Consider the following 18,487-nt stretch of genomic DNA (forward strand, 5'->3'; position numbering starts at 1 on the left):
AAATATGGCACAGAAACAAAAAATACTTATAGTTGATGATGACGAAAATATAGCAGAACTTATCGGACTTTATCTCACAAAAGAATGTTTTGATACTCATATCGTAAACGACGGGGAATCTGCAATAAAAGCTGTTTCCGAGTACGCACCTAACCTTGTACTTTTGGACATAATGCTTCCCGGCATTGACGGTTATGAAGTTTTAAGGGAAATAAGAAAAGACTCTAAACTTCCTGTTATAATGCTCTCGGCAAAAGGCGAGACTTTTGACAAGGTACTCGGTCTTGAACTCGGTGCAGATGATTACATCATGAAACCGTTTGACTCAAAAGAAATGGTCGCAAGAGTCAAAGCCGTTTTAAGGCGCAGCATTGCTCCTGCCGTTTCAGAAACTTCAGATGACAGTCTTCCAAAAGAATGTGTAACTTATCCGGACCTTGTCATCAACCAGACTGATTACTCTGTAACTTACAAAAACAAACGTATTGAAATGCCGCCTAAGGAGCTTGAACTTTTGTACTTCCTCGCATCACATCCAAACCAGGTATTTACAAGAGAACAGCTTCTCGACCATATATGGAGTTATGATTACATTGGAGATACCCGCACTGTCGATGTCCATATCAAACGACTTCGTGAAAAATTTGAAGCTCATCCGAGTTGGGAATTAAAAACCGTATGGGGCATCGGCTACAAATTTGAATACAGGGAATGATAAATTACCGGCAGAATCTATGATGCAGCCGGCAATGATTAATGTACTCCCAAAATTCTTCGTTCAGAATATTTCAAGAGTACCTATTACATCCTGGGAGGAAATTTATGCAGTCTAAAATAAAAATATCACTTCGATTTAAATTTTTAATCTGTTATCTCTTGCTTGTAGTATTGACCGTTGGATTGTTAAATACCTACGGTCACAAACTTATGTACCAGAGATTACTTGATAATGCTGAGACAAGTATATACAACGAAGCAGAGGAGATAAAATCACAATATCTTGCCAATGCATATCTGGTTAAAAGTTCGATAACATCTATCAGAAAACAGCTCTGTGCAATACACAATGCAACCGGAATACGCATTTGGATAAGTGAAACTGACGGAAAAATAATCATTGATTCAGATATGCAAAAAAATAAAGAAGGCTATAATATCAATGAGTATGATTCCTCTCTGCTCTCAAAGCAGACGGTAAACAGCACTAATGCTGACAATCTGCTGTCAGACCAATCATTCTGTGTTGTATATCCCGTCACATCAGGACTTGACATCAGCTTTTATATCATATTGTCACTGCCGGTAAACACGCTGCATTCACAGGCAGTGCAGAATGTGGATGCGATACTTATATGCTATATCATAATATCGGCTCTGCTGTTTATCGCACTCCTCTTTCTTTATCTGCAGACTGTTATTCCTCTTAAGAGTATGCAGCAGGCAGCAAAGGAATATGCAGCCGGTCACTATGACTACCAAATGCCTGAATATGCAGGTCATGACCATACAGACCTTGCCGGAGCAATACAGTATCTTGCGACAAAAATGAAAGATACAAATGAATATCAGAAAAACTTTATTGCAAATGTGTCGCATGATTTCAGGTCACCACTCACATCCATCAAAGGTTATACACAGGCTATGGCAGATGGTACTATTCCTCCGGAAATGCAGGGAAAATATCTCGACATAATACTTTTTGAGGTTGAACGATTAACAAAACTTACAAACAATCTACTGTCACTCAGTGAATTTGAAAACAAGGGAGTTCCCCTTGAAATATCGACTTTTGATATAAACAAGGAATTAAAACGCTGTCTCGCAACCTTTGAACAACGCTGCACCCAAAAGCACATTTCTCTTGATATAACCTTTGATGCCAAGACTTCACTTGTAGATGCCGATCAAAGCAAAATCGAGCAGGTTATACAAAATCTCGTAGACAATGCAATAAAATTCAGCAATGACGATTCAACTATCGAGATACATACAAGAGAAAAAAATCAAAAAGTATTTGTATCAGTAAAAGACCACGGTATAGGCATTCCAAAAGAAAGTCTTGGAAAAGTATGGAAACGCTTTTACAAAACTGACCTTTCCCGCGGTAAAGATAAAAAAGGTACAGGACTCGGACTTCCCATTACTAAAGAAATCATTGAAAACCATGGTGAAAACATAAATGTTATAAGCACCGAAGGTGTAGGTACGGAATTTATCTTCTCCCTGCCTAAACATACCGAATAATAAAAATCCCTCATACTAAAAAGTTGATGCAACACTACAATATGCGATTTCCCTATCAAATAAAAACGACTGCCATGCTTAACAATAAGCACGACAGCCGTTTTTATTTATTTATATCGCAAATCTGTTTTATCATTATTTTTATTTTTTATTTACTGTGCACTTACACCAACCTGAAATATACCTTTTATTCTCTTAAACAAAACTTCCTGAAGCACTGATATAGTTACAAACTGTGCTACAAAAAGAATACACGCCTGCGTAAGTCTTACAGGTAATAATGATAAATATGGTGAACCATATAACACTGAGATCCAAAATGTTGTAATAAATAAACCTATTATAAACTGGTTTATTCCTGCGGCTATCGCTGCTTTTGGTATAGATGGCTTCTTATGTAAAAACAATCCCCATACAAGACCATTTAAGCATGAGTTAAGCGTAAATCCCGGAAAATATGGTCCTATAGGGAACATAAGTGTTCCGAGCACGTCCGCAACTCCCGCAACAACAGCAGCCTGTGCCGGTCCCATCAGAATAGCAGCCGTAACCGGAGCTATAAATGCAAAACCAATCTTTACATTCCATGCCTGAATGGAACAAAACCTTGATAAAACAATCTCAATAGCTATAAGCATAGCCATAAGTGTAATGTCTCTTACTGAAATCCTAATTTTCTTTTCCTTCATTTTTTGCCCTTTCTAATGAACGGAGCACTACTAATTCACACCACAGGTGTGAACAGTAATAACGGAGCCGAAACCAGTATAATTCACCCAAACAAATCTATTGTATTTTATTTTAAAGTAAGTTATACAAAGAAAAACACTCAAAGTAAACCATTATTCAGGTAATGAGTGTTTTTCATTCATTTCTGACAGTGGATGCGAAAGCCATACCGCAAGAACTCAGTTCCTGTCCGCACACTATAGTGCGTACAACAACAGACATTTTCTTTTCGCCCAAAGACAACTTCCCATCCTTTGGTACTTAACGCATGACTTCCTACTCTGTTCATATTTAAATATTTAATTTTTATGTTTACTGATATTCTTTATATGATATCAGATTTGCGATCTTATTTGTATTCGCATCTTGTTCCAAGAATACCTGCTACTTCATACTCATAATCATCAATACTCTTTGTCATCTGGAATGCTTCCTCAATGTCAACATCATAGACATGACCTTCTTTATAACCGATAAGTCTGTTCTTCTTGCCTTTTTCGATACAGTCAATGGCATATGCACCCATAACTGAAGCGTAAACTCTGTCTCTTGCTGTAGGACTTCCTCCACGCTGTAAATGTCCGAGGATAGTAGCGCGCGTCTCGATACCTGTTGCCTCTTCAATTTTCTTTGCAAGACCATATGAATGACCGATTCCCTCAGCATTTACAATAATCTGATGTGTCATACCGCTTGCACGGTTATTCTTTATCTCCTCGATAAGTTTATCATAGTTGTTGTCAAACTTCTCAGGTATAAGAATCTGTTCTGCACCGTTTGCAATACCACACCAGAGTGCAATATAACCGGCTGAACGTCCCATTACCTCAACTACGCTGCAGCGCTCATGTGAATTTGATGTCTCACGAAGTCTGTCGATAGCTTCCATAGCTGTATTTACTGCCGTGTCAAATCCGATAGTATAATCTGTATATGCAATGTCAAGGTCTATAGTTCCAGGAAGACCGATAACATTAACACCATATTTTGAAAGGTTCTTAGCTCCTGTAAATGATCCGTCACCACCGATAACGATAAGTGTCTCTATACCAAGTTCCTTACAGATTGCTGCTGCCTTTTTCTTTCCCTCTTCCTCTCTGAACTCAGCACTTCTCGCTGTAAAAAGGAATGTACCACCATGCTGAAGTTTCTCTGAAACATCATGGAAAGTAAGAAGATCCATCTCTCTGTTAAGGATACCATTATATCCTCTTCTGACCCCATATACTTCATATCCTTTAGAAATACCCGTACGCACTACCGCACGAATTGCAGCATTCATTCCCGGAGCATCTCCTCCACTTGTCAATACCGCAATCTTACCCTTTGTCTCACTCATTTTATTATCCTCCATTCCATTTGCTATGTACTCTCTGTATCTTCTCAAGACGAAGAATTTTGAGTGCACATTTATTGTCACCATTTGCATATATAAACAGCAACGAATTATATTTATAATTTTACAATTCGGAACGTCTTACATGCACGCTTTGTATGTAAATACGAAATGTGCATTAATTTCTTTCATAATTCTCATTTCTATATCGTAAACCATTCTATTATGATTTGACTTTTTTTTCAATAACTTTTTTGTGTTTTTGTTTTTTTCTCCGATATTCACAAATTTTCAAGTAAACTTCTGTTAAAAATCACTATATTTATTCTTATTTTTACTAAACATTTACTATTATTCTTTCCAATGAAGCCTGTGAAGTTCTCCCTCAAGCTGCATATCAAAGAAATTATTCTGTCTCAGTGCCTCATACAACACTATCGCAACTGAATTTGACAGATTTAAAGACCTGATATTCTTGTTCATCGGTATTCTTATAGCCGTATCCTGCGACTCAACAAGAATTTCCTCAGGAATCCCTGCACTCTCCTTGCCAAACATGATATAAGCATCAGGTTCATATTGCACATCCGTATAATCCTGTTTTGACTTGGTGGTTGCCATATACATCTTTTTAACCGCATCAGGATTTTGTTCAAGGAAATCTTCATAACAGTCATAAACCGTCACGTCCAGCTTGTCCCAATAGTCAAGACCTGCCCTTTTAAGCATCTTGTCATTTATCTTAAATCCCATAGGCTCTATAAGATGAAGCCTTGTGCCTGTCGCACAGCAGGTTCTTCCGATATTTCCCGTATTTGCAGGCATCTCAGGTTCAAGTAAAACTATATTTAACATATTTTCCTCCCCGTATAACTAAAACTTATCTATAATCTTATCTGTCGTAACTGTTTCCATATTTGTCAATAGATAGTGAAAACTATAAAATTAAAGTTTTTCTATAAATCTCCCTATCCTTTCAAGTGCTGCTTTCAGGTCATCTATCGAATATGCATAAGAAATCCTCAAAAATCCTTCGCCGCAGTCACCAAAAGCCGTTCCCGGCACTACCGCTATCTTTTCTTCTTTGAGAAGTCTTGTCGCAAACTCGTCAGAACTCATCCCAAATTTCTTTATACTTGGAAACATATAAAATGCACCATATGGCTCAAAACACTCTATGCCCATCTCATCAAACGCATTTAAGAGAAATCTTCTCCTCCGGTCATACTCATCTCTCATTTTCTCCACATCATCATCACCGTGGCGAAGTGCCTCTATAGCTGCATATTGACTTGTTGTCGGAGCACACATAATGGCAAACTGGTGTATCTTTAATATCTGCTTGAGTATTACTTTAGGTCCGCAGGCATAGCCGAGTCTCCAGCCAGTCATCGCATATGATTTTGAAAATCCGTTTATAACGATGGTTCTTTCTTTCATCCCCGGAAATGCACCGATAGACACATGATTTCCACTGTATGTAAGCTCAGAATATATCTCATCCGAAATCACAAAAAGGTCATGCTCTATGACAAAATCAACAATTGGCTGTAATTCCTCTTTTGTCATTATCGCACCTGTAGGATTATTTGGAAACGGCATGATAAGGATTTTAGTCTTGTCCGTCACGGCTTTTTCAAGCTGCTCTCTTGTAAGTTTAAAATCATTTTCCTCTTTTAATTCCACTATGACCGGAACTCCGTCGGCAAGTACGATACAAGGCTCATAAGAAACATAACTCGGCTGTGGAAGTATCACTTCATCACCTACATCAAGCATGGCTCTGAGTGCTCCGTCAATAGCTTCACTTCCGCCGACCGTTATCATAATCTCATCTGACGGGTCATATTTTAAATCAAAACGCCTGTCAAGATATTTTGAAATTTCAATCTTTAACTCACTAAGACCCGCATTTGAAGTATAAAAAGTTCTGCCCTTTTCAAGAGAGTATATTCCCTCCTCTCTTATATGCCACGGTGTATCAAAATCCGGCTCACCGACACCAAGCGAGATGGCATCATCCATCTCACTTACTATATCAAAAAATTTTCTTATGCCTGACGGCTTAATCTGTTTAACCTTACCTGATAGTGCATCTCTCATGGTGTAATTAACATCCTTTCTGATTCATGGTGCTCACCTGTCATCTCGACACCATGTTCCTTATATTTTTTAAGCACAAAATATGTCGCTGTACTGTTTACATACTCAAGTGTTGACAGTTTCTCAGAAACAAATCTCGCAACTTCTTTCATACTCTTACCGGAAATCGTAACAGTAAGGTCAAAACCACCTGACATAAGATAGACACTCTCGACCTCGTCAAACTTGTAAATCCTCTCAGCAACCTTGTTAAATCCCATATCACGCTGAGGTGTGACCTTAACCTCGATAAGAGCCGTTACTTTCTCACAGTCAGTCTTATCCCAGTTTATAAGTGTAGGATAACCGCAAATGACATTCTCCTGCTCCATCTGCTTAAGCTCATTTGTAACCGCTGTCTCATCACTTCCAAGCATCGCCGCCAGCTCTTTAGTAGAATAACGGCTGTTCTTGCTAATCGTATTCAAAATCTTTTCTCTAAGCTCACTATTCATATACGCCCTCCATTTCTTATACTCAAACTCTATTAAGTAAAATTGCAATAAACTAAATTGGTATGTGCATCTAAATCTTATAAAGTTCATCACTTCCCGCAGGACCGATATACCTTGTCTCGTCCCTGCTCACAACTATCCTGTCGTTGCCCTCGGTTGCTCTTCCTATGACCGCCGCATTTATGCCTGCCTCCTCTAGTTTTTCAACCAGAAGATTGCCTTTTTCACAGCCTATCATCATACTTCCGCTCGATATCAGCATATACGGATTTATTTTAAACACCTCGCATACCTCGATAGTTTCCTGCTTTATCGGAATTTTATCAAGATGTGCCGTAATTCCGACCCCTGATGCCTCACCGAGTTCCCAAAGTGCTCCAAAAACACCGCCCTCCGTAACATCATGCATTGCACTGACACCAACTTCCATCGCTATCTTTGACTCAGGTATTACAGAGAGATACTCTTTAAATTCCTTTGCCACATCGACAAGTTCCCGTGGCAGTGTCTCAAGAAGCTTTTCCTCTTTTTCGGCAGCTATTATCGAAGTTCCCTCAAGTCCTGCCCACTTCGTCATAACTATCTCATCCCCCGGCTTTAATCCGCCTGTTGAAACAATTTTACCCTTTTTCACCTTGCCGACACCCGTAACATTTATTATCGGTCTGTTCACAGCATCCGAGATTTCAGTATGGCCGCCCATCACCTCTATTTTAAGTTTAGAACAAGCTGTCTCAATCTCCTCCATTATCCGCCTTAACTTTATCTCTCTTGTGCCATCAGGAAGAATTATCGTCGTCATTATCCCTATGGGCTCTGCACCGCTTGATGCAAGGTCATTTGCCGTAATATGAACAGCGAGATTTCCTATTCCTTTGTCCGTTCCCGTTATCGGGTCTGTCGAAAACACAAGTGCTTCATCCTCGCCGACTGCTACAGCCGAACAGTCCTCACCTACTCCCGGATGCAGTATAACTTCCTCTCTCCTATGTCTTATCTGTTTAAATACCGCTCTCTTTAAAACATTCTCTGGTACTTTTCCTATTTCCATCTGTCTTTATATTCCTTTCTTCTTAATCATCCTCTGTTTTTTGGGTATTTCTCTTAGTTTCTGTTTTCTTTTGTTCACTTTGTTTTTTATCGCTCTTTGTACTTTCTTCCTTTTTAACTTCCTGCTGCTTTCCGACCGTCACATGCGGCGGCTCTGCATTGTAGGAGCTTGTATTTACAAGAACTCTCTTTTTCTTAACACCTTTTATATAGATTATCTTCCATAATTTTGCATTATATCCCGTATGTGCTGACTGGGTTACCTCCCTGTATCCTGACGGCTTAGTCGCATCGACCGTTATAACTTCACCCTCAGGCTGTTTTTCCTCTACTATCTCCGACTCAAATGTAATCTTTCTGTCCTTTTCTCTCGTGTCCTCACCAAATATCTTAAACGAAAGCACACCACCTTTTGCCGAAGCTGCAATGTATATAAGGGATTTTGTATTGTTCTTAAATTTCAAATCCTTATAATTTCCTGATATTGCTGCATCCCTCGACACATTTACATAATGTACGACCATTGAATGTGGAGAACGCTCAACAACTTCAAGTTCTGCATTTATAACAGCATTATAAAGCGTTGTTGAAACCTGACATACACCTCCACCGACACCTGATACCACTTTTCCACCTGCATATTCCGGTGCGGCTTTATAACCATTTTCAACTGTTCTTTCTTTTATGACTTTCACTGTTGAAAAAGTCTGCCCCGGCTTTAGAATAGTTCCATTTATGCGTTCTGCTGCCGTCTGAACATTACTACACCTGTCTGCCGTTGATGAACTGTAATCCGTAGAATATTCACCGAGCAAATCCGTACATTTTGAATACATCTTTCTTGTATATTTAGGCTTCTTTATACTTACGACAGCATCCAATACAAGCTTTTTGTCATTAAAATCACTATTTAATTTTTCACTAAATCTATCTACAGTAGCATCAACATTAACCTTTAAACCGGTGCAGTCTTTTGTCGCCTTAAGCTTTCCTTTTACCATCTTTAATCTTGAATTCTTCATCTTTTTATTATGAATCTTGCTTTTTAATTTAATAAATTTTCTAAGCTTATCTTCATTCAGATTTGTTTTAAGCTTATATGTCACATCTTTTTTTGAACAGCTTACGATTTCTTTGAATTTTTTAAAGATACTTCCTTTTTTTCCTATCTGATAAGCCTTATCTACATAATCTTTATCTTCTACCTCAAATCCAAGTTTATCGATAGTAGTCTTTGATTCTTTTCCGGCATTGCCATATTTGATAATAACCTGTCTGTTTTTAAGTTCTTCGATATATTTATCAATTTTTTTCTGTGCTTTTACTTTTGTAAGTCCGCCAATATCAACACCATTTATATTTGCACCCTGTATTATAGTGTTTCCACCTGTTTTCTTTAGCATTACAATAAAAAGAACTGCAACAATAATTGCTGCAACAACCATCCCCGACAATATAATACATAATTTCTTTTCTCTTTTTTTCATAATTATCTATCAACCTTTTCATTTAATTTGACATTTTATTTTTTATTGATTATGCTTAATATAATGATGTTGGGTTCAAAAGGTCTTTTGACCCTGACTGATGCTCCGGATTGCTTCATTGCTACGCAATTTTCGCAATCCTGCAAACACCTCCATTCTCGCTTATTTGCAAGCAAATCTGCTTCATGTCGGTGCTTGGTGGGTCAAGCCAGTAGATAGCAATTTGCATATAAATATGCATTGCTATCTACTTTTGACCCTGACATCATATAATACTAAAGAGTCAAAATATTCGCATAAAGAATGTTTTCCTTAGCCCTTTTGACTCTTTTGTCTGTTTTTATTTACAGCTATATAACATGTAAATATTATTCCATTGCCATTGTTTTCTTTTTAAAATAAACAGAAAACATTTACTGTAAATACTGGAATACGATTGGCAGAACCATTGCTATAACCAATATTATACATATAACTGCTGCAATCTTCTGCTGGTTTTTTTTATTGAAAAAATTCATATAGACCCTCCATTCTGTATGATTTTCCATACACTATAATATGTTATTTTCCGCAACTGTTATGTGAACAGTGCCGATTTTTAATTTACCTGAAAGGAAAAAAATATGCCTGTATTTTTTATATGCTTTATTGTATTCTTATTGTGGCTTCGCGTCAAGTTAAAACAACAGGACAAAAACGAAACCTCAAACAAAGATTTCTGGCAGCGTGAACACGAAGCTGACTTTTCAAAAAACAAAGATATTTCAATGCTTGAATACATATCCGTTCCAAAAGAGGTACTGCCTTTTAATGAACAGACAAATGATATTGAGCTCATCCAGATACAGAAAGATATATCAGATGTTATGTCAAAAAAAATGATAAATCTTTCCGGTATGACAAACACTGATATAAAATTTGCATACGGACGCGGAAATTTTGAAATACTCTCCTTCTATGACCAGAACTATCTTAAATTTTTAAGTCTGTTAAATAAATGGGGCACATACCTGCTAAACCACGGTGACAAAAACCGTGCAAAACAGATATTTGAGTATGCCATAAACACACTTAACTGTGACATATCAGGCTGCTACATTGGACTTGCCAAAATATATCTTGAAAATGACGATATCGACAAAGTTCAAAAACTTATCGACAAGATTCAGTATTCCGATGCATATCTGAAAGAGTCTATCACAAATAAACTCAATCAGATGCTCCAAAACTATTAGTATATTACTAATATAGCATATCATTTATATTTTCTGCTGTCAGTGGCTAAAAGCAATTTTATATATCGATGCCTGATGGTCGAGCGGATTTCTGTTTTTATAATCAAATAGAAGTCTGCTTTTTTTATCATTTATGATTCCGGTTTTCAGATAATCCTGTATATCAATATCAAACTGTTCAAGATGCGTCATCCTGTGAAGCTGTTTCCAGTCATTTCCATCATATCCTTTAAGATACTTATGCTCTGACTCCTCTTTTTTGTAAAATGTCCTGACTTCATCTTTTGGTATCTCTGACTCATATCCCACAAATATGGGTCTGTTTTTAAGATTTTCCCTCGCATAAATATCATATATTATAAGCTGCCTTAACACTTCCTCTTTTCTTTTATCAGGCTTACATATATCAAGTACAAATTCTAACAATATCTCGTAATTTTGAAGTCTTGACTGGTGTATTCCTTCATATCCCATCTTTTTATAAAAATTTCCTATCTGCATAAAGAAATCAAACGGTGTATCAAAAAATGAAATAATATACGGCAGTGATGCCTCAAACTGCATACTGTTGTAATAACGCTCCGTCATATCCTCAACACGCTTTAATTTAAGTACATCCATATACGATACCCAGTCGGTAAAAAGAACTTCATACGGTGCTCTGTCCTGATATACTATAGCAAATTTTTCTCTGTCATAATATATCGGCGAACCCTTTAAGACCTTTAAAAATCCAAGCTGCAGCTGATCCGGTTTCATCTCATAAACAACATTGTATGAATTTTTAAAAGAATCATAATCCTCATACGGAAGACCTACTATAAGGTCTAAATGCTGGTGGATATTTCTCTGTTTTCTTATCTTTGCAACTTTCTGTTTTAAGACTGTAAGATCAGGATTCCTATGAATCGCCTTTAATGTCTCACTGTTAGCCGTCTGCACTCCTATTTCAAACTGCACAAGCCCCGGTCTAAAATTTTTAACATATTCTATCTCCTCATCCGTGAGAAGATCTGCTGACAGTTCAAAATGAAAATTCGTCACTCCATTGTCATGCTCATAAATATATTTCCATATTGCCATTGTATGTTCATGATTGCAATTAAATGTCCTGTCAACAAATTTTACCTGCGGCACTTTCATATCGAGGAAAAATTGCAATTCGTTTTCGACAAGCGCCATACTCCTAAACCTTACCTTTTTATCTACCGAAGAAAGACAATAACTACACCCATAAGGACACCCACGGCTTGTCTCATAATAGATTATTCTGTTTTTAAGAGTGTCAATGTCAAATCCTGCATCTTTTGTATATGGAAACGGAATATCATCCATAGACATATTCTCCCTCGGAGGATTTATGACTATATTATCTACACCGGATGCGACCGCATCTTCCCTGTAGACTATTCCCTTAATATCAGACAATCCCGGTATATTTAAACCAACCTTAATATTTCCCACCGTTTCCGCAAGATAATGATTTATAAGTTCGTAAAAACTCACCTCGCCCTCGCCGCTTATTATGCCTTTTATCCACGGATATTTTTTTAGCTGCATATCACAGTCATATGAAACCTCCGGACCTCCGAGCCATATAGGCACATCCGGCATTATTTTGTGGATTTCCTTAGAAATTCCGGCAACAATGTCAATATTCCATATATAACATGAAAAACCTATCATTTTAGGCTTTTCAAGGAATATATCACCCAATATAAAATCAATCTCCTGATTTATTGTGTATTCCTTTATCTGAAAATCACTATCATCTATCCCATGTTTCCTCGCATATGCCTGAATACAGTATATCCCAAGATTTGAATGTATATACTTGGCATTTATTCCAACAAGTAAAATCATATTTTAAACCTCTTAATTTCATTTATTCAGTGTCTTTTACTTACATTTAATATTTTTATTGCCATCCATACTGCCGCTAACGCGGCATAGTGCAAATATGTCTGCGGTATAATTATATCCTCACAATCAGCACAACATATCATTAGTTTCACAATTACTGCTCATACCACTTCTCATCTTTGCCAAGTGTCTTTGGTGCGCCCTCAAAAAACTTACACTCTCCCTCATTTTCACAGGAGCCTGCGAGTGCGTGTCTGCACACCATTCTTTTTTTATGATACCCGGCAACAGCACCATCTTCCTCATAACTCTCATACTCTACAGGCATCAGGCAATGATACTTGTCAACCGGACAAAATCCCTCTATCAGATATTTCTTATAATCCACGATACCGTCATCTCCAATCTTATTACATTATCAATTACTGTTCACATTTATGATGCGCTTGTAATGAGCATATTACTTTTATTTCACAAATCCTATCTGTCTAACTAAAAATCCAAAACTTTTACTACATAAGTCCCATCTGTTTTGCTTTATCGAGTGGATTTTTGAGTGCAAAATCCCACTCGTCTTTTCTGGCTTCATACTGCTCACATATCCATCCATAAACCTTATCAAGTCCGTCCTCGCTATACTCAAATTCTTTAACGGTATGAAAGTCAAGCGGTGTCTTTTCATAACAGAATGGCTCCGGCCACACATCTGCCTGAAGCACTTTTTCATCATCTTCTTTTGAAACTCCCTGAACCTGGTATCTCATCCCTTTGAAACTGCACTTTAATATTGCCTTTTTATTGTAAAAAGAACTTACATCATAAAAGGACTTCCTATTATTCATAGTCTATACCTCACTTTCCCCCAAAAATATATACAAAATATATAGCTGATAAATCGAAAAAAGCCTATCCAAAACGGATAGACTTCTTGGTAGCAGGGGTGGAAGGAATCGAACCCTCCTCTGGAGTTTTGGAGACTCTTATTCTACCGATGAACTACACCCCTGTATTAAGTGCTCGCTCACACGCGACTATTAGATAATAGCATACGCCTTTTACTATGTCAACAGTTTTTTGCAATTTTTTCAAATTTTTTTTAATACTTATAATCATTGTACCCTCTGAGTCTGCGGTAAAGTCCTGCCTTAGTAAGACACATATATGGAGATACAAAGAATATTCCAAGCAATCCCAGCGTAAACGAACTTAAAATATTCCATCCTATAAAAGACAGGTCGAGTACAAATATCTGCCACTTCTGACCGTAAGTCATCCTTCTACTCTCATCGAAAGCCTGCTGCATATCCATATCAGGATTTTCACTTAAAAGATATGGAATCATCGAATACTCATATGCCTTTATAATACCCGGTATGATAAAAAGCAGTCCCCACAAAACGGTAAATAATGACCTGAAAAACATTATTTTTACAATGTTCAGATAATTACTTTTAAATCCATATGAGATTTCTCCCATATCACATCTTGCCTCATAACTCCTGCTGAAAAATCTTTTTGTACCTACCTGGATTGGATTAAACACAAAAACAGATAACGCTATACCTATCAAAGCTGCAACAAGTGCAATGACTATACTGCCTATCACGACAGCAGTAATAGTCTTTACTATTGACGGCGTGATACTTCCTGTGATTTCATTTATCGAGTCCTTAAAATCATATGTTATATCCTTTTGGTCTGAAGAAAATGCGTCACCAATACTATTACTAATATCAGAAATATTATTACTGTTAGCATTATAATTAAGTTTCAAACCTCCTGAACCGCTTATATGTCCGGTCGTGACAAATGAAAGTATGATACCTCCAAGCACAAACAGCCAGTAATTAAGTTTTAACAGATTTTTTGCCTGTGTTTTTAATTCAACTCTTGACCACATAGCTTCTCCTCCTTTTTGTGAAAAATGATAAGATGCTCATTTACAGATGCAATGTATTGACGCATTGCAATCTTTTTTACCCTTTTATATCATATTACCATTTTTTTACTTTGATTACCATAACAATAATCAAATTTTTATATTTTCATGTAACAGTTCAGCCCCAAAAAAGATAAATCAATAATACATGAGCTTGCTCAATGTATTATTGACTTGTTTTTTGGGGCGGAATAGCCTTTCATTTATGAAATGAGGTAAACACAAGCTGCATAGCAGCGACTGACAGCTTGCTGGCAGGTTTACGAATGTAATAAATGAGGGGCTGAACTGTTATATTTTCATCTTTTCAGCGATAACTTTGCATCTCTTTTTGCAAAATGCAATTCCATAAAGCAAAATATCCCGCCTGTCATCATTTAACAGATATTCCTGATACCGCCTGTCTTTTATCTGTTCTAATGCTTTACTGCAAGCCGTTTCCATTTCTTTAAAGTCTTTTGTATATTTAAGTTCGGCTATGATACCTGCATCCGGGTCATCCGTTTCTACTATAATGTCAGCAAAGCCTTCTCCTGCTTCTGCATTTGACTTGACAAGCCAGTCATCGTTACCGGTAAGTATGCCTACCAGAAGATTGTGATATGAGCTTTCTTTTTCTTCTTTTCTTGCTTTTGTATCAAATACACTTATCGAATTGCTAAGCACCCTGTTAATGTATTTTTCTATTTCTAGCGTATTTCCATCCTCAAATGATTTCCAGAAAGCCTGCAGACGGTCAGTGTTAGAAAATATCGACTTTTTAAACCACTCATTAATCTGTAATTTAAATACTTCCCTTACTTCCCTGTTTGGTATCACAAGCTTGTAAGCACCGTCTTTTGTCAGTCCTGTCTGTGTCAGGTAACCCGTAGTAAACAAGACGCTCCACAGATTGTCAATGCTGTTGTCTATCTCATCATATGTAAGGTCTAAGCGTATATGCTTTTCTATCGACTCGCCTGCTATAAGCCTTTCTATCTCGTTTCTTGTTGTCTTTCCTGCCCTGTCAACAAATCTTTTCACCAGTTCATTTCCGCTGGTATTTATCCAATAAGCCTCCGGTCCGGCATTGGCATCGTCCTTTATCCTGTCCACATGGTTTATTACATCCCACGGGCAGTAAACATCTGCATTTCCAAAGTGATAACCGTCATACCACCGCTTTGTTTCCTCAAATCTGTTTTCAATATGATAACAAGCTAAAAGTTCTTTCACTTCTTTATCGGTAAAACCAAACTGCTCATCAAACCTTGTATCTGTGACAGACAATATCTTAAAGTTGTTTAATCCCGTAAATATGCTTTCTTTTGATACACGCAGACAGCCTGTAAGTACTGCAAACTCCAATGCAAAATTTGTCTTAAGTGCCTTTCCAAACACGGCACGTATCAGAGCAACCATTTCCCTGTAATATCCATGTCCAAAAGCCTTATCCAAAGGTACATCATATTCATCTATCAATATTACTGTTTTCTTTCCGTAATGTTTATATAACAGCTCAGATAATGCTTGCAATGACGCATACAATATATCATCATCAATCACATACTTTCCATTTACTTTCTTTGTCAATGCCAGATAAACTTCTTTATCATTTTCACTTAATCTTTCACTCTGTTTTAAAAATCCAAACCTCTCTGCTTCTCTGCCTACCAGTTCAGCCATCTGATATTTTGCATTTTCAAAAGTCAATCCCTCAACATTTTTTAAAGACAAAAAAATCACGGGATACTTTCCCATATGTTCTTCACATAACTGCCTGTTTCCGGATATATATAGTCCATTAAATAATGTTTCGTCTGCTCCAATCTCAAAAAAACATTTGAGCATACTCATATTGAGCGTCTTTCCAAAACGGCGTGGACGCGTAAAAAAATTTACTTCACCCCAATTAACAAATAATTGTTCAATTAATTTTGTCTTGTCAATGTAGTAAAAAGTATTTCTGCGGATTTTCTCAAAATCATCTATTCCAACCGGCAATTTAAGTTTGTCTCCCATATCGCATCTCCATCTATTTTTTATGAAACCACCTTTATTCGTGAATAAATTGTGCAAATATAATTCTTTTCACAATTCCCTTTTTATATAGTCTAGCAAAAAACAAAATGGCGGTCAAATGCATATCTATACATTTAACCGCCATTATAATTATTTGTTATACCATATCAGTTCAGCCGTTAATTTATTACATTCATAAACCTGCCGGTGAACTGTTACGGCATATTTACATACTCATTATCCAATATATGACCCCCAGCAAAAAACTGCTGAATATTCCGTAGAGGATTACCGGTCCCGATATGGTAAATATCTTACATCCCACACCAAATACATCCCCTTCTGCCTGATACTCTATTGCCGGAGATACAACTGAGTTTGCAAATCCCGTTATCGGAACAATACTTCCCGCCCCCGCAAACTGACCGAGTTTCTGATAAATATTAAAGCCCGTAAGTATTACACTTACCCCAACAAGTGTCAGTGTGGTGAACATTCCTGCAAGTTCCTTACCATTTCCAAATGACATATATACATGGTTCAATATCTCACCTATAAGGCAGATTGCTCCACCTACAATAAATGCTTTAAGACAATTTAACCATCCGTTTGATTTTGGCGTCATGTTTTCCACATATTTATTATACATTTCTTTCTGTTTGTTTTTATCTTTCTCATTTAAAACTGCCCCAATACCGGGTTCATTACTGTTTTTTTCACTCATATTTAACCTCGTTTCTATGCTGCCGACATATTCTATGTTACCTGCAAAACCATTCATTAGTGCATATTGTGACATATAGTATCAAACATTCACCCAAATCCTCATAAATATTATCTAAAATCACAATATTACTTTCTGTTCCTGTAAAACAGACATTGACAATCCACTTTCGCTACTTGCGTTCAAAATACATTTGATATAATGTGCCGAGGAATTTTCCCGCTGCCATCATAAATATAAGAAGATAAATGCCATAACTTAAATTTATTCTCTGGCACAGCACCGGAAAAACCTTGACCGCTTCAGCGAGTGCCATTGAAAGGCATCCCACAAAAATTCCCGCAAATATGCCGAATATGACAAGCCCAACATCTCCTATCCTCATCGGAAAATGATATACGGATAAAAGACTTCCTATCGTCCCTCCAAGCACTATAACACTCTCAAGTTTATACACATGACCTGCAACTCCCATCCTTGCGGCAAGTCTCGGAACTATGCCAAGTGCCGTGATAAGAGCAAATGTTCCCGCTGCCACCGAAACACCTCCGGCAAAACCTATAATGGCAAGTGCCACTTCCTGTATTATCTCCATATCTCTCCTCTTATTTTCTTATAGTTTCCTCTCTATCCGCATCTTTTATGATAGCCTTGTTCATATCTTCCTCGTACTTTCGCATCTCAATATGAACAGGTGTCGGGTCATCATGCACCTTGTCACTTTTAAAATGATTATAAAAACACAATATCCCTATCGGTATTCCAATGCTATATGATATTTCAAGTATGCTTCCAGAGTTCTTGTCCACTCCCTTTACTATCTTATAAAAATCATCAAAAACATCACCTACACTTACATCCGTGTTAAATGTCATAATAGTAAATGCTGCTCCGAAAAAAACGATTATACAGGTTATGGCAAGCTTTGTGTACTCCCATGCCGGATTTGGTTTCACGGGCATCTTATATTCGACCACAAAATCCGGTTCACCTATGTTTACGATACTAAATGCCGGGCACTCCTTTTGTATCATATTTATCACTTTTGTAATAGAAAAAATAACTTTCTCGTTCTTGTCACCTTTTACCGTATGGAGAACAATATCACCGGCACGTTTTACCGCATCATTGTCAAGCGAGATAATATCGAGTACATCAGAAAGAATTATCCTCTTATTTGTAACCTGTTTGCTCTGTGACGCTTTTATATAGATCGTTTTATTTTCAACCTGACTCATATTTATCCCTCATTTCTGTTTTCAGCCTTCTTCTTGAACTTTTA

At 37.2% G+C, this 18,487-nt stretch carries 18 protein-coding genes, 1 tRNA gene and 1 riboswitch; of the genes, 3 read left to right on the plus strand and 16 right to left on the minus strand.

Features of this window, described 5'->3' with window-relative positions:
* Positions 1–4: 4 nt before the first annotated feature.
* Both DWZ63_RS11810 and DWZ63_RS11815 read left to right on the plus strand, forming a co-directional pair.
* Complete coding sequence (locus DWZ63_RS11810; protein ID WP_055944235.1) at positions 5–715, plus strand: response regulator transcription factor; 711 nt, start codon at positions 5–7, stop codon at positions 713–715.
* 107 nt (positions 716–822) lie between these two features.
* Positions 823–2,244 carry a HAMP domain-containing sensor histidine kinase gene (locus tag DWZ63_RS11815; RefSeq protein WP_055944238.1) on the plus strand — a complete coding sequence of 474 codons (1,422 nt, stop codon included), beginning with the start codon at positions 823–825 and terminating at the stop codon, positions 2,242–2,244.
* Positions 2,245–2,396: 152 nt separating this feature from the next.
* Here the strand turns inward: DWZ63_RS11815 and DWZ63_RS11820 are convergent, their stop codons facing one another.
* From DWZ63_RS11820 to DWZ63_RS11850, 7 genes are all read right to left on the minus strand, one after another.
* Positions 2,397–2,933 carry a folate family ECF transporter S component gene (locus DWZ63_RS11820; protein ID WP_055944241.1) on the minus strand — a complete coding sequence of 179 codons (537 nt, stop codon included), beginning with the start codon at positions 2,931–2,933 and terminating at the stop codon, positions 2,397–2,399.
* A gap of 187 nt (positions 2,934–3,120) precedes the next feature.
* A riboswitch (THF riboswitch) is annotated at positions 3,121–3,259 on the minus strand.
* Positions 3,260–3,322: 63 nt separating this feature from the next.
* Positions 3,323–4,312: a 6-phosphofructokinase gene (gene pfkA, locus DWZ63_RS11825; protein ID WP_022015458.1), complete on the minus strand. Its 990-nt coding sequence runs from the start codon at positions 4,310–4,312 to the stop codon at positions 3,323–3,325.
* A 348-nt stretch (positions 4,313–4,660) separates the two neighbouring features.
* Positions 4,661–5,164 carry a tRNA (uridine(34)/cytosine(34)/5-carboxymethylaminomethyluridine(34)-2'-O)-methyltransferase TrmL gene (trmL, locus tag DWZ63_RS11830; protein WP_055944243.1) on the minus strand — a complete coding sequence of 168 codons (504 nt, stop codon included), beginning with the start codon at positions 5,162–5,164 and terminating at the stop codon, positions 4,661–4,663.
* 90 nt (positions 5,165–5,254) lie between these two features.
* On the minus strand, positions 5,255–6,412 hold the full coding sequence (locus DWZ63_RS11835; RefSeq protein WP_118500008.1) for an aminotransferase class I/II-fold pyridoxal phosphate-dependent enzyme: 1,158 nt from the start codon (positions 6,410–6,412) through the stop codon (positions 5,255–5,257).
* Positions 6,409–6,906 (minus strand): Lrp/AsnC family transcriptional regulator, encoded by a 498-nt coding sequence (locus DWZ63_RS11840; protein WP_118500009.1) that lies wholly within the window; start codon positions 6,904–6,906, stop codon positions 6,409–6,411. Before DWZ63_RS11840 ends, DWZ63_RS11835 begins: the two co-directional genes overlap by 4 nt.
* Before the next feature lie 70 nt (positions 6,907–6,976).
* Positions 6,977–7,957: an AIR synthase family protein gene (locus DWZ63_RS11845; protein WP_118500010.1), complete on the minus strand. Its 981-nt coding sequence runs from the start codon at positions 7,955–7,957 to the stop codon at positions 6,977–6,979.
* A gap of 22 nt (positions 7,958–7,979) precedes the next feature.
* The gene (locus DWZ63_RS11850) at positions 7,980–9,443 is read right to left on the minus strand and encodes a VanW family protein (RefSeq protein WP_118500011.1); all 1,464 of its coding nucleotides are present in this window, start codon (positions 9,441–9,443) and stop codon (positions 7,980–7,982) included.
* A 623-nt stretch (positions 9,444–10,066) separates the two neighbouring features.
* On the opposite strand from DWZ63_RS11850, the gene DWZ63_RS11855 reads away from it, so the two are divergent.
* On the plus strand, positions 10,067–10,678 hold the full coding sequence (locus DWZ63_RS11855) for a hypothetical protein (protein ID WP_118500012.1): 612 nt from the start codon (positions 10,067–10,069) through the stop codon (positions 10,676–10,678).
* A 39-nt stretch (positions 10,679–10,717) separates the two neighbouring features.
* On the opposite strand, the gene DWZ63_RS11860 is transcribed toward DWZ63_RS11855, so the two are convergent.
* The 9 genes from DWZ63_RS11860 to DWZ63_RS11900 form a co-directional block, all read right to left on the minus strand.
* The gene (locus DWZ63_RS11860) at positions 10,718–12,541 is read right to left on the minus strand and encodes a B12-binding domain-containing radical SAM protein (protein WP_055944258.1); all 1,824 of its coding nucleotides are present in this window, start codon (positions 12,539–12,541) and stop codon (positions 10,718–10,720) included.
* A 154-nt stretch (positions 12,542–12,695) separates the two neighbouring features.
* Entirely contained in the window at positions 12,696–12,929 is a 234-nt protein-coding gene (locus tag DWZ63_RS11865; protein WP_055944261.1) for a hypothetical protein, read from the minus strand.
* A 124-nt stretch (positions 12,930–13,053) separates the two neighbouring features.
* The gene (locus tag DWZ63_RS11870; RefSeq protein ID WP_055944263.1) at positions 13,054–13,383 is read right to left on the minus strand and encodes a hypothetical protein; all 330 of its coding nucleotides are present in this window, start codon (positions 13,381–13,383) and stop codon (positions 13,054–13,056) included.
* 93 nt (positions 13,384–13,476) lie between these two features.
* Positions 13,477–13,547 (minus strand) — tRNA-Trp (locus DWZ63_RS11875).
* A gap of 90 nt (positions 13,548–13,637) precedes the next feature.
* Positions 13,638–14,441, minus strand: a complete 804-nt coding sequence (locus tag DWZ63_RS11880; RefSeq protein WP_055944267.1) for a DUF975 family protein — start codon at positions 14,439–14,441, stop codon at positions 13,638–13,640.
* Between the two features lie 330 nt (positions 14,442–14,771).
* Positions 14,772–16,481, minus strand: a complete 1,710-nt coding sequence (locus DWZ63_RS11885; protein WP_118500013.1) for an AAA family ATPase — start codon at positions 16,479–16,481, stop codon at positions 14,772–14,774.
* Positions 16,482–16,707: 226 nt separating this feature from the next.
* Entirely contained in the window at positions 16,708–17,205 is a 498-nt protein-coding gene (locus tag DWZ63_RS11890; RefSeq protein ID WP_118500021.1) for a SpoVA/SpoVAEb family sporulation membrane protein, read from the minus strand.
* 172 nt (positions 17,206–17,377) lie between these two features.
* Positions 17,378–17,800 carry a stage V sporulation protein AB gene (locus DWZ63_RS11895; protein WP_022013322.1) on the minus strand — a complete coding sequence of 141 codons (423 nt, stop codon included), beginning with the start codon at positions 17,798–17,800 and terminating at the stop codon, positions 17,378–17,380.
* A gap of 10 nt (positions 17,801–17,810) precedes the next feature.
* Positions 17,811–18,443, minus strand: a complete 633-nt coding sequence (locus DWZ63_RS11900; RefSeq protein WP_055944271.1) for a stage V sporulation protein AA — start codon at positions 18,441–18,443, stop codon at positions 17,811–17,813.
* Positions 18,444–18,487 lie beyond the last annotated feature (44 nt).

Source organism: Clostridium sp. AF34-13 (assembly GCF_003477845.1).
Classification (GTDB): Bacteria; Bacillota; Clostridia; order Lachnospirales; family Lachnospiraceae; genus Butyribacter; species Butyribacter intestini.

Coding starts and splice junctions, on each gene's coding strand:
- trmL (WP_055944243.1), bottom strand. CDS start 5,164: ATGTTAAATATAGTTTTACTTGAACCTGAGATGCCTGCAAATACGGGA.
- DWZ63_RS11860 (WP_055944258.1), bottom strand. CDS start 12,541: ATGATTTTACTTGTTGGAATAAATGCCAAGTATATACATTCAAATCTT.
- DWZ63_RS11885 (WP_118500013.1), bottom strand. CDS start 16,481: ATGGGAGACAAACTTAAATTGCCGGTTGGAATAGATGATTTTGAGAAA.
- DWZ63_RS11845 (WP_118500010.1), bottom strand. CDS start 7,957: ATGGAAATAGGAAAAGTACCAGAGAATGTTTTAAAGAGAGCGGTATTT.
- DWZ63_RS11890 (WP_118500021.1), bottom strand. CDS start 17,205: ATGAGTGAAAAAAACAGTAATGAACCCGGTATTGGGGCAGTTTTAAAT.
- DWZ63_RS11850 (WP_118500011.1), bottom strand. CDS start 9,443: ATGAAAAAAAGAGAAAAGAAATTATGTATTATATTGTCGGGGATGGTT.
- DWZ63_RS11840 (WP_118500009.1), bottom strand. CDS start 6,906: ATGAATAGTGAGCTTAGAGAAAAGATTTTGAATACGATTAGCAAGAAC.
- DWZ63_RS11855 (WP_118500012.1), top strand. CDS start 10,067: ATGCCTGTATTTTTTATATGCTTTATTGTATTCTTATTGTGGCTTCGC.
- DWZ63_RS11835 (WP_118500008.1), bottom strand. CDS start 6,412: ATGAGAGATGCACTATCAGGTAAGGTTAAACAGATTAAGCCGTCAGGC.
- DWZ63_RS11895 (WP_022013322.1), bottom strand. CDS start 17,800: ATGGAGATAATACAGGAAGTGGCACTTGCCATTATAGGTTTTGCCGGA.
- DWZ63_RS11810 (WP_055944235.1), top strand. CDS start 5: ATGGCACAGAAACAAAAAATACTTATAGTTGATGATGACGAAAATATA.
- DWZ63_RS11870 (WP_055944263.1), bottom strand. CDS start 13,383: ATGAATAATAGGAAGTCCTTTTATGATGTAAGTTCTTTTTACAATAAA.
- DWZ63_RS11880 (WP_055944267.1), bottom strand. CDS start 14,441: ATGTGGTCAAGAGTTGAATTAAAAACACAGGCAAAAAATCTGTTAAAA.
- pfkA (WP_022015458.1), bottom strand. CDS start 4,312: ATGAGTGAGACAAAGGGTAAGATTGCGGTATTGACAAGTGGAGGAGAT.
- DWZ63_RS11820 (WP_055944241.1), bottom strand. CDS start 2,933: ATGAAGGAAAAGAAAATTAGGATTTCAGTAAGAGACATTACACTTATG.
- DWZ63_RS11815 (WP_055944238.1), top strand. CDS start 823: ATGCAGTCTAAAATAAAAATATCACTTCGATTTAAATTTTTAATCTGT.
- DWZ63_RS11900 (WP_055944271.1), bottom strand. CDS start 18,443: ATGAGTCAGGTTGAAAATAAAACGATCTATATAAAAGCGTCACAGAGC.